Genomic DNA, 18,434 nt, shown 5'->3' with positions numbered 1-18,434 from the left:
TGGTTCGCGGTGATCGCCACCTTCTGGCCGACCAGAGCGTTCGTGAGGGTGGACTTGCCCGCGTTGGGGCGCCCCACGAAGCAGGCGAAGCCGGCGCGGTGGGCGGCCTCGGCCGACTTCTTTGGTGACTGGGTACGAACGCTCATGGCGCCCATTGTCCCTGATCCACAGAGCCCGGCCGTACAGCGATCCAGCCGGCACCGGCGCGGTGAGCTTTCGGAAACCCCCGCGCAACGAAACATCGCCGAAACACATCCGTACGCGTCCGGAAACGCACGCCGGTGACCCTCTGACGAGCCCCCGCCCCGTTGGAGACGATCGTGAACCTCGCCGCGAAAGGCGTCGACACCGGCGACACCCCTCGCTCGTTCACCGCGGGCGGTGGCCCGGTGCGGCTCAGTCGAACACGAACGGACCCGGCGACTGCGGTCCGCTCGCCGTGCAGCTCACGGTGATGCCGAAGACCACCATCTGCAGGGAGCCGCCGTACGCCTCCAGGCTGTCGCCGGAGGCGACGGTGCCGGTGAGCGGGCCGACGACCATGCCGTCGCCGGCGGCGAGCGCCGGGTTCTCGGTGCCGGTGAAGGACGTCGTGCCGCCGCCCGCCTTCACAAAGGTGAGCGTGGACTGGATGGAGTCCTCGGCGAGGGCGATCGGGGCGGTGATCTCCTCGGAGGAGAGGGTGACCGTGGCGGACGTACCGCTCTGCGTGGCCGTGAGCGTGGCCGCGCCGGAGCCGCCGATCGTGCAGGAGGCGTTGATCGTCGCGGTCTGAGGGGTGACCGCCAGGGCGGCCGGGGCGAAGGCGAGGCCGGTGGCGGCGAGCGTACCGGCCGCCAGCGCCGCGCCGGCACCGAGTCGTATGCGCTTCATCGAGCGAATTCCCTTCCCTTGCACGGGATGTGTACGGGATCGCACGGGGCTCTGGGGACAGCCTCGTACGACGATCCGTACGGCCCTGTTCGGGCATTGCCATGTGGGGGCGGAGCAACGCGCGGCCGCGCGGCGGAATATGACGGTCCGCCAAAGAACGGGTCCATTGACGCGCGAGCTCCGCGAGATTGCAAGGGATGTTCTGCCGGTTGCGCCAAGGGCCGGCGAAAGTGGCCGAAGCCGATCGCCGAGGCCGCGCCCGACGCGCTCACCAGGGGCGGACGTTGAGGTGATCTGTCCCGGGCCGCGCGAGTTGTCGGCAGCCGGGTGCGGGTGTCCACTCGTCCGCGCGTGATTTTCCCGCAGCTCGGAGGTCTGTTACCGGCCGTAACACTACAGCGCGGGCGATCTGTGGCGGCGCGGGAGAAGATCACTAACCTGTACGGGTGCTGTCCTATGACGAGTTGACGCCGCCGGAGCGGGAGCTGTGGGACGCGTTCCCTGCGGGGCGGCGGGTGGACCTGCGGACGGGGACACCGGAGGACGACCGGGTCGCCGGGGGCGGGGAGTGGGGGCCCGGGCGTACGGTGCGGGCCGCGGTGATCGCGGCGCTGCTGCTGGGCGCGAACTCCGCGCAACAGCCCGGCGCGGTCGCCTCGTTGGCCCTCGCGGGCGCACGGGTCTCCGGACGCCTCGACCTGGCCGGCGCACGGATCGAGCATCCCCTCTGGCTGGAGGACTGCTGGTTCGAGGAGAGCGTGAACCTCTTCGGGGCGGAGACACGGACGGTCGCGATCATGGGCAGCCGGGTGCTCCGGCTCGAAGCCGGATCGACGCGTATCGAGGGACGCCTCGATCTGCTCGGCTCGCGGATCGAGGCCGGGCCCGGCTCCTCCCCCTTCCACCGCCGGAGCACCGCCTTGTCGCTCGCCCACGCCCACGTCACCGGCGCCATCATGCTGAACAAGGCCCAGCTGATCGCACCCGACGGGTGGGCCTTGTCGGCCGGTGGCCTGGTCACCGAAGGAGGCGTCTTCTGCAGGCGCGGATTCGTCGCGCACGGCGAAGTCCGGCTGCTCGGCGCCCAGTTGCCCGGCGGACTGTTCATGCCGGGCGCCCGCCTGGAACACCCCGGCCCTCGCGGAGTCACCCTCGCCCTGGACAACGCCGTGGTCCAGACGCTCGACTTGTCCGACGGATTCACCTCGAACGGCACCATACGGCTGCGCGGCACCCAGATCTCGGACAACCTCACCTTCGAGGGCGCCGTCCTGAACGGGCCACCCGACGGTGACGGCCCGGCCCTCGTCGCCATGCTGCTCCAGACCGTCGACTTCGACCTCACCCTCGCCCGGCCGCCGTCCGCCACGGTCGACCTGCGGGGCGCGCAGGTGTCGTACCTCCACGAGAACGAACACAGCTGGCCGGAGGTGGTGGAGCTGGACGGTTTCGTCTACGGCTCCATCAAGACGGCCGACGCGGGCGGCGAACGCCGGGAGGCGGTGGGCGGCCGGACCTCCGTGATCCGCCGCATGGAGTGGATACGACGCAGCCCCGGCTACAACCCCCAACCCTACGAACAGCTGGCGAGCTGGTACCGCAAGGCCGGGCACGACGACGACGCCCGTCGTGTCCTCCTCGCCAAGCAACGCCACCGGCGTCGCACCCTGTCCCCGGCGGCCCGCGTCTGGGGTCACCTCCTGGACGTGACCGTCGGCTACGGCTACCGCCCCTGGCTGGCCGGCGTCTGGCTGCTCGCCCTGACCCTGCTGGGCACGCTGGTCTTCCGGGCGCACTCCCCCATGCCGGTGAAACCGGGTGAGGGAGCCCCCTTCCAGCCCCTCGTCTACACCCTCGACCTGCTGATCCCCATCGGCGGCCTGGGCCAGCGCACGGCCTGGTACTGGACGGACGACGTCCCGCAGACGCTGGCCTACGCGCTGATCGCCTTCGGCTGGGTGCTGACGACGGCGGTCATCGCCGGGGTGACGCGGACGCTGCAGAGGAACTAGCGGGGATCGAGAGGGAGCCGTCCCACAGCGGACCGGCGGTGACGCGGGCCGTTCTCAGCCCGCCGTCACCGTCACCCGTACCGTCCCGTCCGGCCCCGCCACCAGCACCGGCGTCCCGGGCCCGCCGAGGTCCCGTACGGCCGCCCGGTCCTCGTCGGAGACGGTGTCCGCGTCGGTCACCACGGCCGCCGCCTCCAGGGACTTGGCGCCGGAGGCCACCGCCATGGCGACGGCGGTGCGCAGCGCGCTCAGCCGCAGGGACTCCAGGGCCACGGTCCCGGCCACATACGTACGACCCGTCTCGTCCCGCACGGCCGCCCCCTCGGGCACACCGCCCCGCGCCCGCGCGGAACGGGCCAGGGTGACGATCTTGCGGTCCTCGGGGTCAAGCGCACTGCTGTCAGTCATGAGCCGAGCATACGTACCGCGCCGCCGTGCGGCTCAGGGGCGGTCGAGACGGAGGCGCTCGGCGCGCGGCAGACCGGCCACCACCAGGTCGTACGAGTCCTCGATCAGCTCTCGTACGAACTGGTCGGGCAGGTCGCCGTCGACCGTGACCGTGTTCCAGTGGCGCTTGTTCATGTGGTAGCCGGGGGCGATCAGGCCGGGGTGGTCGGCGCGGAGGCGTACGGCGTCCTCCGGGTCGCACTTGAGGTTGACCTTCAGGGGGCGCTCGTCCGTCCAGCTCAGCGCGAACATCTTGCCGAGGACCTTGAAGACGGAGATCTCGGGGCGGAAGGGGAAGTCCTCGACGGCCTCGTTGAAGGAGAGGCAGAAGGCGCGCAACTCCTGCGGGGTCACCGGGACCTCACCACCGTTCGGACGGTCTGCGGGCTCACTCCGGCTTCGTCTCCTCCGCCGGTGACTCGGCGGGGCCGATCGGCTCCACCAGCACCGTGACGATCTTGTTGCGGCGCCCGGCCGCGGCCTCCGCCGTCAGCCGCAGCTCACGCCCGTCCGGCAACTCCACCACCGACGAGGCGCCGGCGATCGGTACACGCCCCAGCGCCTTGGCGAGCAGGCCGCCCACCGTCTCCACGTCCTCGTCGTCGTAGGCGTCCAGGCCGTACAGCTCGCCGAGGTCGGTGATGTCGAGGCGGGCGGTGACGCGGTGGCGGTCCTCGCCGAGGTCCTCGACGGGCGGGAGTTCCCGGTCGTACTCGTCGGTGATCTCGCCGACGATCTCCTCCAGGATGTCCTCGATGGTGACGATGCCGGCGGTGCCGCCGTACTCGTCGATGACGACGGCGACGTGGTTGCGCTCCTGCTGCATCTCGCGGAGCAGATCGCCGGCGTTCTTGGTGTCGGGGACGAAGACGGCGGGGCGCATGGCCGTGGACACCAGTTCGTTCTCGGCGTCCCGGCTGATGTGCGTCCTGCGGGCCAGGTCCTTCAGATACACGACGCCGACGATGTCGTCCTCGCTCTCCCCGGTGACGGGGATACGGGAGAAACCGGAGCGCAGGGCCAGCGTCAGCGCCTGCCGGATGGTCTTGTAGCGCTCGATGACGATCAGGTCGGTGCGCGGCACCATCACCTCGCGTACGAGGGTGTCGCCGAGTTCGAACACCGAGTGCACCATGCGGCGCTCCTCGGCCTCGATCAGCGACTCCTGCTCGGCGAGGTCGACCAGCGCGCGCAGCTCGGCCTCGGAGGCGAAGGGGCCGCGCCGGAAGCCCTTGCCGGGCGTCAGCGCGTTGCCGATGAGGATGAGGAGATAGGGGATCGGGCCCATGATCCGGGCCAGCGGCAGCAGGACGTACGCCGCCGCCGTGGCCGTGTTCAGGGGGTGCTGGCGGCCGATGGTGCGCGGGGAGACGCCGACGGCCACGTAGGAGACGAGGACCATCACCCCGAGGGCGACGACCAGCGCCTCCCAGGTCTTCTCGAACTCGTTCAGACACGCGTACGTGACGAGCGTGGCGGCGGCCATCTCGCAGGCCACGCGCACCAGCAGCGCGACGTTCAGATAGCGCGTCGGGTCGGCCGTGACCTGGGCGAGCTTGGCACTGCCGCGCCGCCCGGACCGTACGGCCTCCTCGGCGCGGAAGCTGGAGACACGCGCGAGGCCCGCCTCCGCGCAGGCGGCGAGCCAGGCGACGACGACCAGGGCGACGGCACCGCTGATGAGGGTCGCGCTCATGACACGGTCGGGGCCGGGGACGGGCCGGTCAGGCCCTTCTCCGCGCGCCAGCCGTCCACGATGGCGGCCTGCAGGCCGAACATCTCGGCCTTCTCGTCCGGCTCCTCGTGGTCGTAGCCGAGCAGGTGCAGCACCCCGTGGACGGTCAGGAGCTGGAGCTCCTCGTCCATGGAGTGCTGCGTGGGCGCTTCCTTGCCCTGTTTCTCGGCGACCTCCGGGCACAGCACGATGTCACCGAGCAGACCCTGCGGCGGCTCGTCGTCGTCCTTCGACGGCGGACGCAGCTCGTCCATCGGGAACGACATGACATCCGTCGGACCCGGCAGGTCCATCCACTGCACATGCAGCTGCTCCATGGCGTCGGCGTCCACGACGATCACCGAGAGCTCGGAGAGGGGGTGGATACGCATCCGCGTCAGCGCGTAGCGGGCGATGTCGAGGATCGCCTGCTCGTCGACCTCGGTTCCGGACTCGTTGTTGACGTCGATCGACATGGTGCTGTGCTTGTCTACTTCCCCTTGTGCCCGGACTTGCCCCGGCCGCCCTTGTGCGCGCCGTTCTGAGTGCCGTGCTTGCTGTCGTACTCCTCGTACGCGTCGACGATACGGCCGACGAGCTTGTGCCGTACGACATCGTGGGACGACAGCCGGGAGAAGTGCACGTCCTCCACGCCCTCCAGGATGTCCTGCACCTGCCGCAGACCGCTCTTGGTCCCGTCCGGCAGGTCCACCTGCGTCACATCACCCGTGATCACGATCTTCGAGTCGAACCCGAGCCGGGTGAGGAACATCTTCATCTGCTCGGGGCTCGTGTTCTGGGCCTCGTCCAGGATGATGAAGGCGTCGTTCAACGTACGACCACGCATGTACGCGAGGGGCGCCACCTCTATCGTCCCCGCCGCCATCAGCCGCGGGATCGAGTCGGGGTCGAGCATGTCGTGCAGCGCGTCGTACAGGGGGCGCAGGTACGGGTCGATCTTCTCGTAGAGGGTGCCGGGGAGGAAGCCGAGGCGTTCGCCGGCCTCGACCGCCGGGCGGGTCAGGATGATGCGGTTGACCTGCTTGGACTGCAGGGCCTGGACGGCCTTGGCCATGGCCAGGTACGTCTTGCCGGTGCCGGCGGGGCCGATGCCGAAGACGACGGTGTGCTTGTCGATGGCGTCGACGTAGCGCTTCTGGTTGAGCGTCTTGGGGCGGATCGTGCGGCCACGCGAGGACAGGATGTTCTGCGTCAGCACCTCGGCCGGCGTCTCCTGGCCGTCGCTCTGCCCGTTCTCACTCGCTCTGAGCATGGCGATCGAGCGTTCCACTGCGTCCTCCGTCATCGGCTGTCCGGTGCGGAGCACCAGCATCATCTCGTCGAACAGGCGCTGGACGAGAGCGACTTCGGGGGCGTCGCCGACCGCGCTGATCTCATTGCCCCGGACGTGGATGTCGACCGCCGGGAAGGCCTTCTCGATCACGCGCAGGAGGGAGTCGCCGGAACCCAGGACGGTCACCATGGGGTGCGCCGGCGGGACGGTGAACTGTGCTCTCGCCTTCCCCTGCGCGGGGGTGTGAGCTGTCGGTGTCTGAGTCATGGGCCGGCTCTTTGGCCGAACGTCCTCCTCGGTGAGGCTCGCATGCGCGGGCGCTGCGCTGGCTATTCAAGAGTACGACGCGGGGGTGACAGTGCCGTAGGGCTTTTCGGCGGTGCGGCAGCTGCAAGATCCCTCAGCGCCAGATGGGCGACCCTGCCGTCCCCGGGGTGGTGGCCTCGATCTTCGTTCTGATCTCCCCCATCACCTCCACGATCCGGCGTTCGTGTTCCGGAGTCAGGCGGGCCACCGGGACCGAGCAGCTGATGGCGTCCTGGGGCGGGGTGTCGTAGTGGAGGGCGAAGCCGAAGCCGACTATGCCGAGGACGCCCTCCTCTCGGTCCACGGAGTAGCCGCGGGCGCGGACGGTGGCCAGGTCGGCGGTCAGGGCGGCGTGGGTGGTGTGGGTGTGGGGGGTGAGGGCCTGGTAGGGGCCCGGGGGGAGGGCGGTGTCGGGGCGTTCGGCCAGAAGGGCTTTGCCGAGGGCGCCGGCGTGGGCGGGCAGGCGGCGGCCCACGCGGCTGATCGTGCGCAGGTACTCGTGGGACTCGCGGGTGGCCAGGTAGGCGACGTTCATGCCGTCCAGGCGGGCCATGTGGATGGTCTCGCCGAGAGCCTCGGAGGCCTCGTCGAGGTAGGGGCGTACGGCGCGTACGCGCGGGTCGGAGTCCAGATAGCTGGTGCCGGTGAGCAGGGCGCGGATGCCGATGCCGTAGAGGGAGCCGGTGGTGTCGGTGCGGACCCAGCCGCGGCCGATCAGGGTCTGGAGCAGGGCGTACATCGAGCTGCGCGGGACCTGGAGCTCGTCCGCCAGTTCCTGGAGGCGTGCGGGGCGGTCGCCACGCGCGGCCAGCAGCTCCAGCAGTTCGACCGTGCGCGCGGCGGACTTCACCTCGCGGACGCCGCGCGCGTCCCCCGTGACGCCCGCCTCGGCTGCGCCTTCCGCGCTTTCTGTCTCCGACATGTGCCGATCGTAAGAGAGGCACGCGCGACCCATTGACGGACTTCGTTCGCCTACTTAACCTCCATCTTCATACGTAGATGACCTCTCACTCGTCGAGCTCGCTCAGGTCGGCGAGGCCGGCGGGCCCGGCCTCGCCTGCGAACTCACCCTCGCCAACGCGGTAGGAGCCGCCCTGTGAACCTCACGATCACGGATGTACGCCTGACCCCGATCCTGGTCGCCGACCCTCCCCTGCTGAACACGCAGGGCGTGCACCAGCCGTACACGCCTCGGCTGATCGTGGAGGTCGTGACCGCGGACGGGGTCACCGGTGTCGGCGAGACGTACGGCGACACGAAGTATCTGGAGCTGGCCCGGCCGTTCGCCGAGAAGCTGAAGGGGCGGCAGGTCAGCGATCTGAACGGGCTGTTCACGATCGCCGACGAGGTCGCCGTGGACGCCTCGCGCGTCGACGACCAGGTCGACGTCGGTGGGCTGCGCGGCGTCCAGACCGCCGACAAGCTGCGGCTGTCCGTCGTCTCCGGTTTCGAGGTCGCCTGTCTCGACGCGCTCGGCAAGGCGCTCGGGCTGCCGGTGCACGCGCTGCTCGGCGGCAAGGTGCGGGACGCGGTGGAGTACAGCGCGTACCTCTTCTACAAGTGGGCCGACCACCCGGAGGGCGTGGCCTGCGAGAAGGACGACTGGGGTGCGGCCTTGGACCCGGCCGGGGTCGTGGCGCAGGCCAGGAGGTTCAAGGAGCGGTACGGCTTCACGTCGTTCAAGCTCAAGGGTGGTGTCTTTCCGCCTGAGCAGGAGATCGCGGCGGTCCGCGCGCTGGCCGAGGCGTTTCCCGGGCACCCGCTGCGGCTCGATCCCAACGGGGCGTGGTCGGTGGAGACCTCGCTGAAGGTCGCGGATGCCCTCGCCGACGTACTCGAATATCTGGAGGACCCGGCGCTCGGTACGGATGCCATGGCCGAGGTGGCCGCGCGGACGGATGTGCCGCTCGCCACCAACATGTGTGTGACGACGTTCGCGGAGATCAAGGAGGCGTTCGGGAAGGGGGCCGTGCAGGTGGTTCTCTCCGATCACCACTACTGGGGCGGGTTGCGCAACACACGTGAACTGGCAGCGATCTGTCGTGCGTTCGGGGTGGGGGTGTCCATGCACTCCAACACGCACCTCGGGATCAGTCTCGCCGCGATGACGCATGTGGCGTCGACCGTGCCCGGTCTTCACCATGCGTGTGACTCCCACTATCCGTGGCAGGTCGAGGATGTGCTGGTTGAGCGTCTCGCGTTCGAGGGCGGGGCCGTGCGGGTGTCGGACGCGCCCGGGTTGGGGGTGGAGCCCGATCGGGGCCGGTTGGAGTTTCTGCATCGGCGGTGGGTCGATGATGACGGGGCGTTGCGGGAGCGGGACGATGCGGCGGCGATGCGGGTCGCCGAGCCGGGGTGGATGACGCCGACCGTGCCCCGCTGGTAGCGCCGGGCCCTTCATCGCCCCCGTTTCCGAGGGCTGCCGCCCCCAAAACCCCATCCCCCCGAGCCGGAAGGCGCAGCGGGGTCCCCAACGGGACGACGCACCGCACCCCCACCCGGCGCCACCACCCCCACCCCGGGGAGCGTTTGGTGCACACTGGCCAGATCCGCACCACCGCCAGGGAGCACACCGTGACCGCGTTCAAGGGAGAGCGACCACACCGCCGGCCCCAGGTCGACCCACTGTCGACCCTGAGGGCACCGGACGACCCGCCCTGGGACGTCTATCTGACCGGCACCGTCTTCCTCGACATCATCTTCACCGGCCTCGACTCCGCCCCGGTCCGCGGCACGGAGTCCTGGGCACGCGGCATGGGGTCGAGCCCCGGCGGCGTGGCGAACATGGCCACCGCCCTGGCCCGCCTCGGCCTGAAGACCTCCCTCGCGGCGGCCTTCGGCGACGACCACTACGGCGAGTACTGCTGGGACGCCCTGGAGCAGGGCGAGGGCATCGACCTCTCCACCTCCCGCACCGTCCCCGGCTGGCACTCCCCGGTCACCGTCTCCATGGCGTACGAGGGCGAGCGCACGATGGTCTCGCACGGGCACGCGGCGCCCCCGGAGGAGCCCGCGCCGGAGTGCCCGCCCTACGCGCGCGCCGCCGTCGCCTCCCTCACACCCGGCGTGCACGCCCCCTGGATCGCGCAGGCCGCGGGCAAGGGCACCCGGATCTTCGCGGACGTCGGCTGGGACGACACCGGCGCCTGGGATCTGGCCGGGCTCCCCGACCTCGCGCACTGCGAGGCCTTCCTGCCGAACGCCCAGGAGGCGATGCGGTACACCGGCACCGCGTGCCCCCGGGCGGCGGCCCACGCCCTCACCGAGCACGTCCCGGTGGCGGTGGTGACGCTGGGCGCGGAGGGCGCGTACGCGGTGGACGGCCGTACCGGCGAGACCGCGGAGGTGCCGGCGATCGCGGTGGAGGCCATGGACCCGACGGGCGCGGGTGATGTGTTCGTCGCCGGTTTCGTCACCGGCAGCCTCGCGGAGTGGCCCCTGGCCGACCGGCTGGCCTTCGCCGGCCTGACCGCCGCGCTGTCGGTGCAGGAGTTCGGCGGCTCGCTGTCCGCCCCCGGCTGGTGCGAGATCGGCGCCTGGTGGCGCCGGGTGCAGTCCCTGGACCGCCAGGACCCGGCGGCTCTGCGCCGCTACGCCTTCCTGGACGACCTCCTCCCCAAGGAGCAGATCACCCCCTGGCCCCTGCGCCGAGCGGTACCGACGATCGGCTTCGGCCGCTCGGCCTGACGACCGCCCGGGCCGCATCCACTCGGCCCTGGCGGCCCCGAGCACGGGCCGAAGGCCCTGAGCACCTCGTCGACGCAGTCCAGGGCCGCTTGCGCCGAGGGGGTGATCGGCGAACCGGCCAAGAAATCACGTCAGTTCAGGCACGCCCGCTGACACGCGAGGGCGATTTCTTCTACCCCACCTTCCACACCTCAAACATGATGTGCCTCAGATCACGCTCCCTGGGTTTCTTTCCCTCCCCGCCCCCTTGATACAAATTCTCCGCGCGTTCCTGTCCGTCGACGGTCGTCGCCCAATCCCCCTGTTTGAGCCGCACCTTCGTCCGCCTGGAACGCCCGTGTCCCCCCGCACCCCCACGCCCTGGCCCCTCGTCGCCCTTTTCACGGCCGGGTATCTCGCCGCGTACCTCCTGCCCACGACCGTCGGCAGACTCGACGCGGCCCTCCCCCTCACCGCCACCGAGGCGGGCGCCATCGGCAGTGCCCTGCTGCTGGGTTCGGCCTCGGCGGGCTTCACCCTGGCCGCGCGGGTGGAGCGGATCGGCCCGCGCCGTCTGGCCCGTACGGGCCTGCTGCTCGCCGCCGCCGGTTACGGCACCGCCGCGCTCACGGCCACCGTCCCCGTGGTCGTCGCGGGAGTCGTCCTCGGCGGCTTCGGCTCGGGCACGGCGACGGCGGTGGCGGCGGCCGGGATCGCGGCCCAGCGTGACCCCCACCGGGTGTCGACCCTGGGCCTGTTGGGCGTCTCGGCCCTGGCCGGCGTGCTCTACCTGACGATCCCCCGCCTCGGCCCCGGCCACGGCCTCCCCCTCGCCGCACTCGCCCTCGCGGCCCTGCTCACCTGGCCGGCGACCGCACGCCTCACCGCCCCGGTCGCCACGGCCCACCTCACCCGGGCGCGGGGCCCGCTCCCCCACCCGCGCTCCGGGGTGACCCTGGCCGCCACCCTGCTCCTCTGGTCCCTCGCCCAGAACTCTCTCTGGGGCGTCAGCGGCCGTATCGGCACCACCCAGGCGGGGCTGTCCGAGGTCACCGTCGGCGCGGTCTTCGCGACGGCGCTCGGCGCGGGGCTGCTGGGTGTGATCGGGGCGGGTGCGCTGGGCGCGCGCCTGGGTCGTGCGCTGCCCATCGGCGGCGGTACGGCGCTCATCGCGGGCTGTATCGCGCTGAGCGCCTCCGCGACCGACCTCACCACCTTCGCCACCGGCGAGATCGCCTGGAACGTGCTCTACCCGGTCGTGCTGTCGTACCTCATCGGCCTCGCCGCCTCCCTGGACCCGCGCGGCCGTTGGGCGGTCCTGATCGGCTCCGCGTCCTCGCTCGGCACGGCCGCCGGCCCGCTGACCGGCAGCCTGCTCTCCACCTGCGCGGGCTTCCCGACGATGGGCACGATCCTGGCCGTCGGCCTCCTCCTGATCGCGGCCCCCATGACAGCCGTGGCCCTGCGCGCCAAGGCGCCCACGACCGAACACGCCCGCTACCAGGACCAGTCGACCGCCAAGCAGGTCGAAACCGCCGAGCCGCAGCCGGAGTACCGCCCGGCGGCCTGACCGCCGGTCACCCGAACTCGTACGCCTCGACCTCCGCGAGATACCGCGCCCGCCGCTCCTCGTCGTGCTCCAGGAAGGACGCGACGAACGAGTTGCGGGCCAGCTCCCGCAGCCGTTCCGGCCGGAGGCCCAGGGTCTCGCCCACGGCACGGAAGTTGTCGCCGACGTAGCCGCCGAAGTAGGCGGGGTCGTCGGAGTTGACCGTGCAGAGCAGCCCGGCGTCGAGCATCGCGGGCAGCGGGTGGTCGGCGAGGGTGTCGACGGCCTTCAGCCGAACGTTGGACAGCGGACACAAGGTCAGGGGCGTCCGCTCCCGCACCAGCCGCTCGACGAGGGCCGGGTCCTCCATGCAGCGCAGCCCGTGGTCGATCCGCTCCACGCCGAGGACGTCCAGCGCCTCCTTGATGTACTCCGGCGGCCCCTCCTCCCCGGCATGCGCCACGCGACGCAGTCCGAGCGCGGCGGCGGCCTCGTACACCTCGCGGAACTTGGCCGGCGGATGCCCGACCTCGGCGGAGTCGAGCCCGATGCCGACGATCCGGTCGAGGTACGGCTCGGCGGCCTGAAGCGTCTCCATGGCCGACTCGGCGGACTCGTCCCGCAGAAAACACATGATCAGCTGAGTGGAGACACCGTGCGTGGCCTCGCTGTTCCCCAGCACCCGCCACAGCCCCTCGACGACCGTCCCCATCCCCACGCCCCGCGCGAGATGGGCCTGCGGATCGAAGAAGATCTCCGCGTGCCGCACGCCTTGGGCGGCGGCGCGGGCGAGGTAGGCGTCGGCGAGATCCGCGAAGTCCTGCTCGGTGCGGAGCACGGCCATCAGCTCGTAGTACAGATTCAGGAAGGACTGCAGATCCTCGAACTGGTACGCCTTCCGGAGCGCGTCCGTGTCGGCGTACGGCAGTGTCACCCCGTTCCGCGCGGCCAGCGCGAACGCCAGCTCGGGCTCAAGGGTGCCTTCGATATGGAGGTGCAGTTCGGCTTTGGGGATGGACATCAAGGCATCGTACGACCGCTCGACTGCCGGACCGCTCGACGGCGCGACGGCTCCCTCGCTCATCGCCGTTTCGGCAGCGCCACCCTCATCAGATCGTGCGCCACGCTCAGCTCTCCCTCGAACCCGGCGGCCCTGGCCTGCCGTTCGAACTCCTCCGGTTCGGAGTAGCGCTGGCTGAAGTGGGTGAGGACGAGATGCCGTACGCCGCAGTCGCGGGCGACGGAGGCGGCCTGACCGGCGGTCAGATGCCCGTACTCGACGGCGAGTTCGATGTCCGCGTCGAGAAACGTGGACTCGATGACGAGCATGTCGGCGGCGTCCGCGAGGGCGTACACCCCGTCACACAACCGCGTGTCCATGACGAACGCGAACCGCTGACCGCGCCGCAGTTCGCTGACCTCGTCGAGCGAGACGTCGCCGATCGCGCCCTCCCGCTGGATACGCCCGATGTCCGGCCCCTTGATCCCACGCTCGGCGAGCCGCTCGGGCAGCATGCGACGCCCGTCGGGCTCGACGAGCCGGTACCCGTAGGACTCGACGGGATGGGAGAGCTTGCGGGCGTCGAGCGTGTACGAGGAGGTGGCGGCCAGCGCGCCCCCCTCGCCCTCGACCGGCGCCTCGACGATCCGCACCGTCTCCCGGTACGCGGTGGCGTACCGCAGCCGGTCGAAGAACCGCTTCCCGGAGCGCGGGTAGTGGGCGGTGACGTCGTGCGGGACGCGGTCGAGGTTGATGCGCTGGATGACACCCGCGAGGCCCAGCGAATGATCCCCGTGGAAGTGGGTGACGCAGATCCGGTTGAGGTCGTGCGCGGCGACCCCGGCACGCAGCATCTGCCGCTGTGTGCCCTCGCCGGGGTCGAACATGATCCCCTCGCCGTCCCAGCGCAGCAGATAGCCGTTGTGGTTGCGGTGCCGGGTGGGGACCTGGCTGGCGGTGCCGAGGACCACCAATTCACGTACGGACACGGCTGGTTACCCGGGGGGCCACTGCAGGCCGCGGCCACCGATGACGTGTGCGTGGGCGTGCCAGACGGTCTGTCCGGCGCCGCTGCCGGTGTTGAAGACGATCCGGTAGCTCTCCAGCTTGTCCTCGTCCGCGACGGCCTGGGTCTCGCGGAGGACGTCCGCGGCGAGGGTGGGGGCGGCGGTGGCGAGTGCGGCGGCGTCCGGGTAGTGCGCCTTCGGGATGACCAGGACGTGGGTGGGTGCCTGGGGGTTGATGTCCCGGAACGCGACGGTCGTCTCGGTCTCGCGGACGATCGTCGCCGGGACGTGTCCCGCCACGATCTTGCAGAACAGACAGTCGTCCTGCGACTCCCCTGCCATGCGTGCCTCCTGCTCGCCGCCACGTGTGATCAGCTACGCCCGCATCGTACGCCCCCGCCGCCCCTACCCGTCCCATCCCCAGGGGCTGCGCCCCTTCAACCCCGCTGCGCCTTTCAGCTCGGTCGGGTCGGTGCGTTGGCGACTGCGGGTGGGTGGGGGCTGGTCGCGCCCACGCGGCGGAGCCGCAAATCAATACAGCCCCGCGCCCCTTCAGGGGCGCGGGGAACTGCGCGAGCAACCACACACAACCCGCACCCGCCACCCGACCCCGTCAGGAACCCGGCAGCTGCGGTGCCGTCTTCGCCGGGGTCTCCTCAAGCCCCGCCAGCGCGATCCGGATCGCCTCGTCCAGCTGAGGGTCCCGCCCGGCCGCATGATCCTGCGGCGCCTGCACAACCTCCACATCCGGATCGACCCCATGGTTCTCGACCCCCCACCCGTACCCCTCCAACCAGAAGGCGTACTTCGGCTGAGTCACCAACGTCCCATCGACCAGCCGGTACCGACTGTCGATACCGACCACCCCACCCCACGTCCGCGTCCCGACCACCGGCCCGATTCCGAGCGCCTTGATCGCCGCGTTCACGATGTCCCCATCGGACCCGGAGAACTCATTGGCGACGGCGACGACAGGCCCCCGGGGCGCGTCGTCGGGGTAGCTCGCCGCCCGCATCCCCCGCGGCAGATCCCACCCCACGATCCGCCGGGCCAGCTTCTCGACGACCAGCTGGGACGTATGCCCGCCCCGGTTCTCCCGGACATCGACGACAAGCCCCTCACGAGCGACCTCGATCCGCAGATCGCGATGGAGCTGGGCCCACCCGGAACCGACCATGTCCGGCACATGGAGATAACCGAGCCGCCCCCCGCTCTTCTCATGGACGTACGCCCGCCGGTCCGCCACCCACGCGTGGTACCGCAACGGCTCCTCGTCGGCGATGGGCACGACGACGGTGTGCCGCGGATCACCGCCCCCGGCCGGCAGCACGGTCAGCTCGACGGCCTTGCCCGCCGTCCCCACGAGCAGCGGGCCGGGCCCGACGACGGGATCGACCGGCACCCCGCCGATGGCGATGATCGCGTCCCCGGCGCGCACGGCGACCCCGGGCGCGGCGAGGGGCGCGTGTGCGTCGGGGTCGGAGGTCTCGGAGGGCAGCACCCGGTCGATGCGCCACAGCGGAGTCCCCTGGGGACCGTCCTCGTGCCGGGAGATGTCCGCGCCGAGCAGCCCCTGCCGCCGGTCACCGGAGCCACCCCCGCCGCGCGGGGTGACGTACGCGTGGGAGGTACCCAGCTCACCCTGCACCTCCCACAACACATCGACCAGGTCGTCATGGGTGGCCACCCGGTCGAGGAGGGGCCGGTAGCGGTCCAGGATCCCGTCCCAGTCCACCCCGCCCAGGTCCGGCCGCCAGAAGTTGTCCCGCATGAGGCGGCCGGTCTCGTCGTACATCTGGCGCCACTCGGCGGCCGGGTCGACGGTCTGGCGTACGCGGCTGAGGTCGACGGTGATGTTGCTGTCGCTCTCGTCGTCGTTGGAGGCGCGCCGGTCGCTGGGGACGACCTTGAGCTTGCCGTCGGTCCACAGCAGGACGCGTTTGCCGTCGCCGCTGACCGAGAAGTGGTCGGCGTCGGAGGCGAGGTATTCGAGGCGCCGCTGGGCGAGGTCGTACCGCTCCAGGGAGGTCTTCGGGTCGGGGTCGTCGGGCGTGGCCCGGGAGTGACCGAGGACGCCGGTGACCGGGTGGTGCAGCCACAGGACACCGTCCTTGGCGGCGCGGAGCGTGGAGTAGCGGGCGGCCTCGACGGGGAAGGGCACGATCCGGTCGGCGAGCCCTTCGAGGTCGATACGGGTCGCGGGGGCACCCTCGCTGTCCGGGGTCTCGTCCTTCTCCGGCGCCTCGAACGGCCGCCCGTGCCGCTGCGGCCCGAACGGCGACGGTGTGGTCGCGGCGAGCGTGATGAGATGCGGACGGGCGCCGCTGACGAAGTGAAGATCGAAGACGTGTTCGTCGTAGACGGGGTCGAAGGCGCGTGCGGAGAGGAAGGCCAGATGCTTGCCGTCGAGGGTGAACGCCGGTGAGTAGTCCTGGAAGCGGAGCGGGGTCGCCTCGGTGACGGACAGGTCGGCGGTGTTGGCGAGCTTGAGCTGACGCAGCGGTCGCGCGCCGGGGTGCGACCAGGCGAGCCAGGCGGAGTCGGGCGAGAAGACGAGCCCGGACACCTCCCCGTCCTCACTCCGGTCGACCTCCCGGACTTCTCCCGTCTCCCGCTCGACGAGCAGGACGCGCCCGTCGTGCGCGGCTACGGCGGCCCGGCTGCCGTCGGGCGCCATGGCGAGCCCGAGCACCCGCCCCAACTGTCCCGCCGCGAGCCGCCGCGGGGTGGCGCCGGGTCCGGCGCCGGTCGCCGGGGCGAACTCCAACGCGTCGTCGCCCTCCGCGTCCGTCACCCACACCACCCACTCCTCGCCCTCCACCCGGAAGGCCCGAGGCAGCCGCGCCCGCACCCCGTGCTCGGCGGCGAGCGCCCGCGCGGGCCCGGAGCGATGGGTGACCCAGTGGACGGCCCCGCGCACCGCCACGGCGCTGCCCCGCGCGGTGTGATCGGGCGAGGCTGCCCCGAACCACCGGGAGGCGTTCACCGGGAACGGCTGAAGATCGACTCGCTGTCCGCCCAGCCGGACATCGAGCCTGCGCGGCTCGGCCCCGTCCAGATCATCGAGCAGCCACAGCTCACCGGCGGACGCGTACACGACCCGCGCGCCATCGGTGGCCGCATGCCGGGCGTAGAAACCGTCGACAGCCGTATGCCGCCGCAGATCCGATCCATCGGCGAGGGAGGAGTAGAGAGCCCCCACACCCTCGTGGTCGGACAGGAAAGCGATCCGCTCCCCCACCCACAGCGGATACTCGAGATTCCCGTCCAACCCTTCATGCAGACGTACGAACTCCCCGGCCCCTTCTCCGTCGCGGCCGTCGCTCTCGATCCACAGCTTGCCCGCCGTACCGCCCCGGTACCGCTTCCACCAGGCGGCCTCGCGGCCCATCGGCGCGGACAGCAGCACGGTGGCCGGACCGTACGCGACATGGCCGACCGGCCCGTACGGCAGCGTCGTGGCCGGACCGCCGTCGAGCGGCACCGCCCGCGCCCAGCTCCGCCGCAGGCTGGCCTGTCCGTACGTGCTGAGGGCGAGCACCTGCCCGTCCGGGGTCCAGCCGCGCACCTGGGTCCGCCAACTCCCCCAGTACGTCAGGCGCTTGGCCGGCCCACCGTCGATCGGCGCGACATACACCTCCGGCGCGCCGTCCCGCGTGGACGTCCACGCGACGGTCGTACCGTCCGGAGAGATACGCGGATGGTTCACGGGTACGTTGTCCGCGCTCACCCGCCACGCACGGCCACCGTCGAGAGGGGCGACCCAGACGTCGTCCTCGGCGGTGAAGGCGACCAGGTCGCCGTGCAGATGCGGATACCGGAAATACGCGGACTGCGAAGACACTGCGGACTGAGTCACCCGGTCACTCTAAGCAGCGTACGGCCATATGGGGAGAGGGTTTGGATCATGTCTCCGACCGTAGACACCACTTGTCCCGCTCGCCCTATTTGCCCTCGGGCCAGCACTGCGGATCCTTCTGGCACCAGATGGTCTGCGTGACGGTGACCGTCACGGTCGGCCCGGGCCGGTTCGACTGGTCCGGGTCGGGCACACCGGGCGTCGGAGTGGGGTCAGGGGCATTGCAGTTGCCCAGCACATCGACATGGAACCACTCCTTCCCGTCGACCTTGGCCGTCAGATCCCCCCGCACACACTTGCCGTTGATCTCCTGGGTCACCTTCCCGGTGAGGGTGATGTCACGGCCTTTCTTGTCCTCACCCTTGCAGTCGACGCTCGCGACGGTGTTGACGGAGGCGGAGGGCGACTTGGATTTGTCGCCGCCGTCACTGCCGTCACCGCCGTCGTCGTCATACGACGCCGTGCAGTTGAGCCACTGGACGTCGACACCCTGCCGCTCCAGCTCCTTGGTCCCCATCTGGTCCGTCGTGAACGCGACCGCGCCGGTGTTGAGCCCGCCCCCTTCACAGGCCACGAGCCCCACAACGGCCCCGACCCCGAGCACCGCCGCCACAGCCGCACGCCTCAAAGCCCCCATGGACGGCAGCGTGCCACTCCGTGGGGCAGCGCGAAAGACCGAGTGTTGGCCATGACCCGAACTCGTGGGG

General features: G+C 71.0%; 17 protein-coding genes. 4 read left to right on the top strand and 13 right to left on the bottom strand.

Features of this window, described 5'->3' with window-relative positions:
- Together STRIP9103_RS46070 and STRIP9103_RS06745 are read right to left on the bottom strand one after the other, a co-directional pair.
- A partial coding sequence (locus tag STRIP9103_RS46070; RefSeq protein ID WP_199790517.1) for a GTPase occupies nt 1–155 on the bottom strand: 155 nt, incomplete at its 3' end.
- A gap of 241 nt (nt 156–396) precedes the next feature.
- Complete coding sequence (locus STRIP9103_RS06745; protein ID WP_009301469.1) at nt 397–873, bottom strand: hypothetical protein; 477 nt, start codon at nt 871–873, stop codon at nt 397–399.
- Nucleotides 874–1,319: 446 nt separating this feature from the next.
- Between STRIP9103_RS06745 and STRIP9103_RS06740 the strand changes: the two genes are divergently transcribed.
- Nucleotides 1,320–2,885 carry a hypothetical protein gene (locus STRIP9103_RS06740; protein ID WP_009301487.1) on the top strand — a complete coding sequence of 522 codons (1,566 nt, stop codon included), beginning with the start codon at nt 1,320–1,322 and terminating at the stop codon, nt 2,883–2,885.
- A gap of 54 nt (nt 2,886–2,939) precedes the next feature.
- Here the strand turns inward: STRIP9103_RS06740 and STRIP9103_RS06735 are convergent, their stop codons facing one another.
- The 6 genes from STRIP9103_RS06735 to STRIP9103_RS06710 all read right to left on the bottom strand — a co-directional run bounded on the left by STRIP9103_RS06735 (nt 2,940) and on the right by STRIP9103_RS06710 (nt 7,568).
- A complete protein-coding gene (locus tag STRIP9103_RS06735) occupies nt 2,940–3,293 on the bottom strand; it encodes a cytidine/deoxycytidylate deaminase family protein (protein ID WP_009301483.1) in 354 nt (117 codons plus the stop codon).
- Between the two features lie 33 nt (nt 3,294–3,326).
- Nucleotides 3,327–3,686: an MmcQ/YjbR family DNA-binding protein gene (locus STRIP9103_RS06730; protein WP_009301479.1), complete on the bottom strand. Its 360-nt coding sequence runs from the start codon at nt 3,684–3,686 to the stop codon at nt 3,327–3,329.
- A 34-nt stretch (nt 3,687–3,720) separates the two neighbouring features.
- The gene (locus tag STRIP9103_RS06725; RefSeq protein ID WP_009301491.1) at nt 3,721–5,028 is read right to left on the bottom strand and encodes a hemolysin family protein; all 1,308 of its coding nucleotides are present in this window, start codon (nt 5,026–5,028) and stop codon (nt 3,721–3,723) included.
- A complete protein-coding gene (ybeY, locus tag STRIP9103_RS06720) occupies nt 5,025–5,522 on the bottom strand; it encodes an rRNA maturation RNase YbeY (protein ID WP_009301472.1) in 498 nt (165 codons plus the stop codon). Before ybeY ends, STRIP9103_RS06725 begins: the two co-directional genes overlap by 4 nt.
- A 14-nt stretch (nt 5,523–5,536) precedes the next feature.
- Entirely contained in the window at nt 5,537–6,607 is a 1,071-nt protein-coding gene (locus tag STRIP9103_RS06715; protein ID WP_009301494.1) for a PhoH family protein, read from the bottom strand.
- A gap of 133 nt (nt 6,608–6,740) precedes the next feature.
- Nucleotides 6,741–7,568 (bottom strand): IclR family transcriptional regulator, encoded by an 828-nt coding sequence (locus STRIP9103_RS06710; protein ID WP_009301484.1) that lies wholly within the window; start codon nt 7,566–7,568, stop codon nt 6,741–6,743.
- 174 nt (nt 7,569–7,742) lie between these two features.
- On the opposite strand from STRIP9103_RS06710, the gene STRIP9103_RS06705 reads away from it, so the two are divergent.
- The 3 genes from STRIP9103_RS06705 (at nt 7,743) to STRIP9103_RS06695 (ending at nt 11,882) form a co-directional block, all read left to right on the top strand.
- Nucleotides 7,743–9,032, top strand: coding sequence for a glucarate dehydratase family protein (locus STRIP9103_RS06705; RefSeq protein ID WP_009301489.1), 1,290 nt, complete (start codon nt 7,743–7,745; stop codon nt 9,030–9,032).
- Nucleotides 9,033–9,220: 188 nt separating this feature from the next.
- Nucleotides 9,221–10,333, top strand: a complete 1,113-nt coding sequence (locus tag STRIP9103_RS06700; protein ID WP_100243863.1) for a carbohydrate kinase family protein — start codon at nt 9,221–9,223, stop codon at nt 10,331–10,333.
- Between the two features lie 337 nt (nt 10,334–10,670).
- The gene (locus STRIP9103_RS06695) at nt 10,671–11,882 is read left to right on the top strand and encodes an MFS transporter (protein ID WP_009301465.1); all 1,212 of its coding nucleotides are present in this window, start codon (nt 10,671–10,673) and stop codon (nt 11,880–11,882) included.
- Nucleotides 11,883–11,889: 7 nt separating this feature from the next.
- On the opposite strand, the gene STRIP9103_RS06690 is transcribed toward STRIP9103_RS06695, so the two are convergent.
- From STRIP9103_RS06690 to STRIP9103_RS06670, 5 genes are all read right to left on the bottom strand, one after another.
- On the bottom strand, nt 11,890–12,882 hold the full coding sequence (locus STRIP9103_RS06690) for an adenosine deaminase (protein ID WP_048819824.1): 993 nt from the start codon (nt 12,880–12,882) through the stop codon (nt 11,890–11,892).
- A 59-nt stretch (nt 12,883–12,941) separates the two neighbouring features.
- Nucleotides 12,942–13,850, bottom strand: a complete 909-nt coding sequence (locus STRIP9103_RS06685; protein WP_009301474.1) for a ribonuclease Z — start codon at nt 13,848–13,850, stop codon at nt 12,942–12,944.
- Nucleotides 13,851–13,856: 6 nt separating this feature from the next.
- A complete protein-coding gene (locus tag STRIP9103_RS06680) occupies nt 13,857–14,210 on the bottom strand; it encodes an HIT domain-containing protein (RefSeq protein WP_009301481.1) in 354 nt (117 codons plus the stop codon).
- A 271-nt stretch (nt 14,211–14,481) separates the two neighbouring features.
- Nucleotides 14,482–17,727 carry a S41 family peptidase gene (locus tag STRIP9103_RS06675; protein ID WP_048819822.1) on the bottom strand — a complete coding sequence of 1,082 codons (3,246 nt, stop codon included), beginning with the start codon at nt 17,725–17,727 and terminating at the stop codon, nt 14,482–14,484.
- A gap of 85 nt (nt 17,728–17,812) precedes the next feature.
- Nucleotides 17,813–18,364 carry a hypothetical protein gene (locus STRIP9103_RS06670; RefSeq protein ID WP_181800455.1) on the bottom strand — a complete coding sequence of 184 codons (552 nt, stop codon included), beginning with the start codon at nt 18,362–18,364 and terminating at the stop codon, nt 17,813–17,815.
- Between the last annotated feature and the right edge of the window lie 70 nt (nt 18,365–18,434).

This window comes from Streptomyces ipomoeae 91-03, assembly GCF_000317595.1.
GTDB classification, from domain to species: Bacteria; Actinomycetota; Actinomycetes; order Streptomycetales; family Streptomycetaceae; genus Streptomyces; species Streptomyces ipomoeae.
Note: the sequence above shows the minus strand (reverse complement) of the source record. Positions and strands in the feature narration are given on the sequence as shown.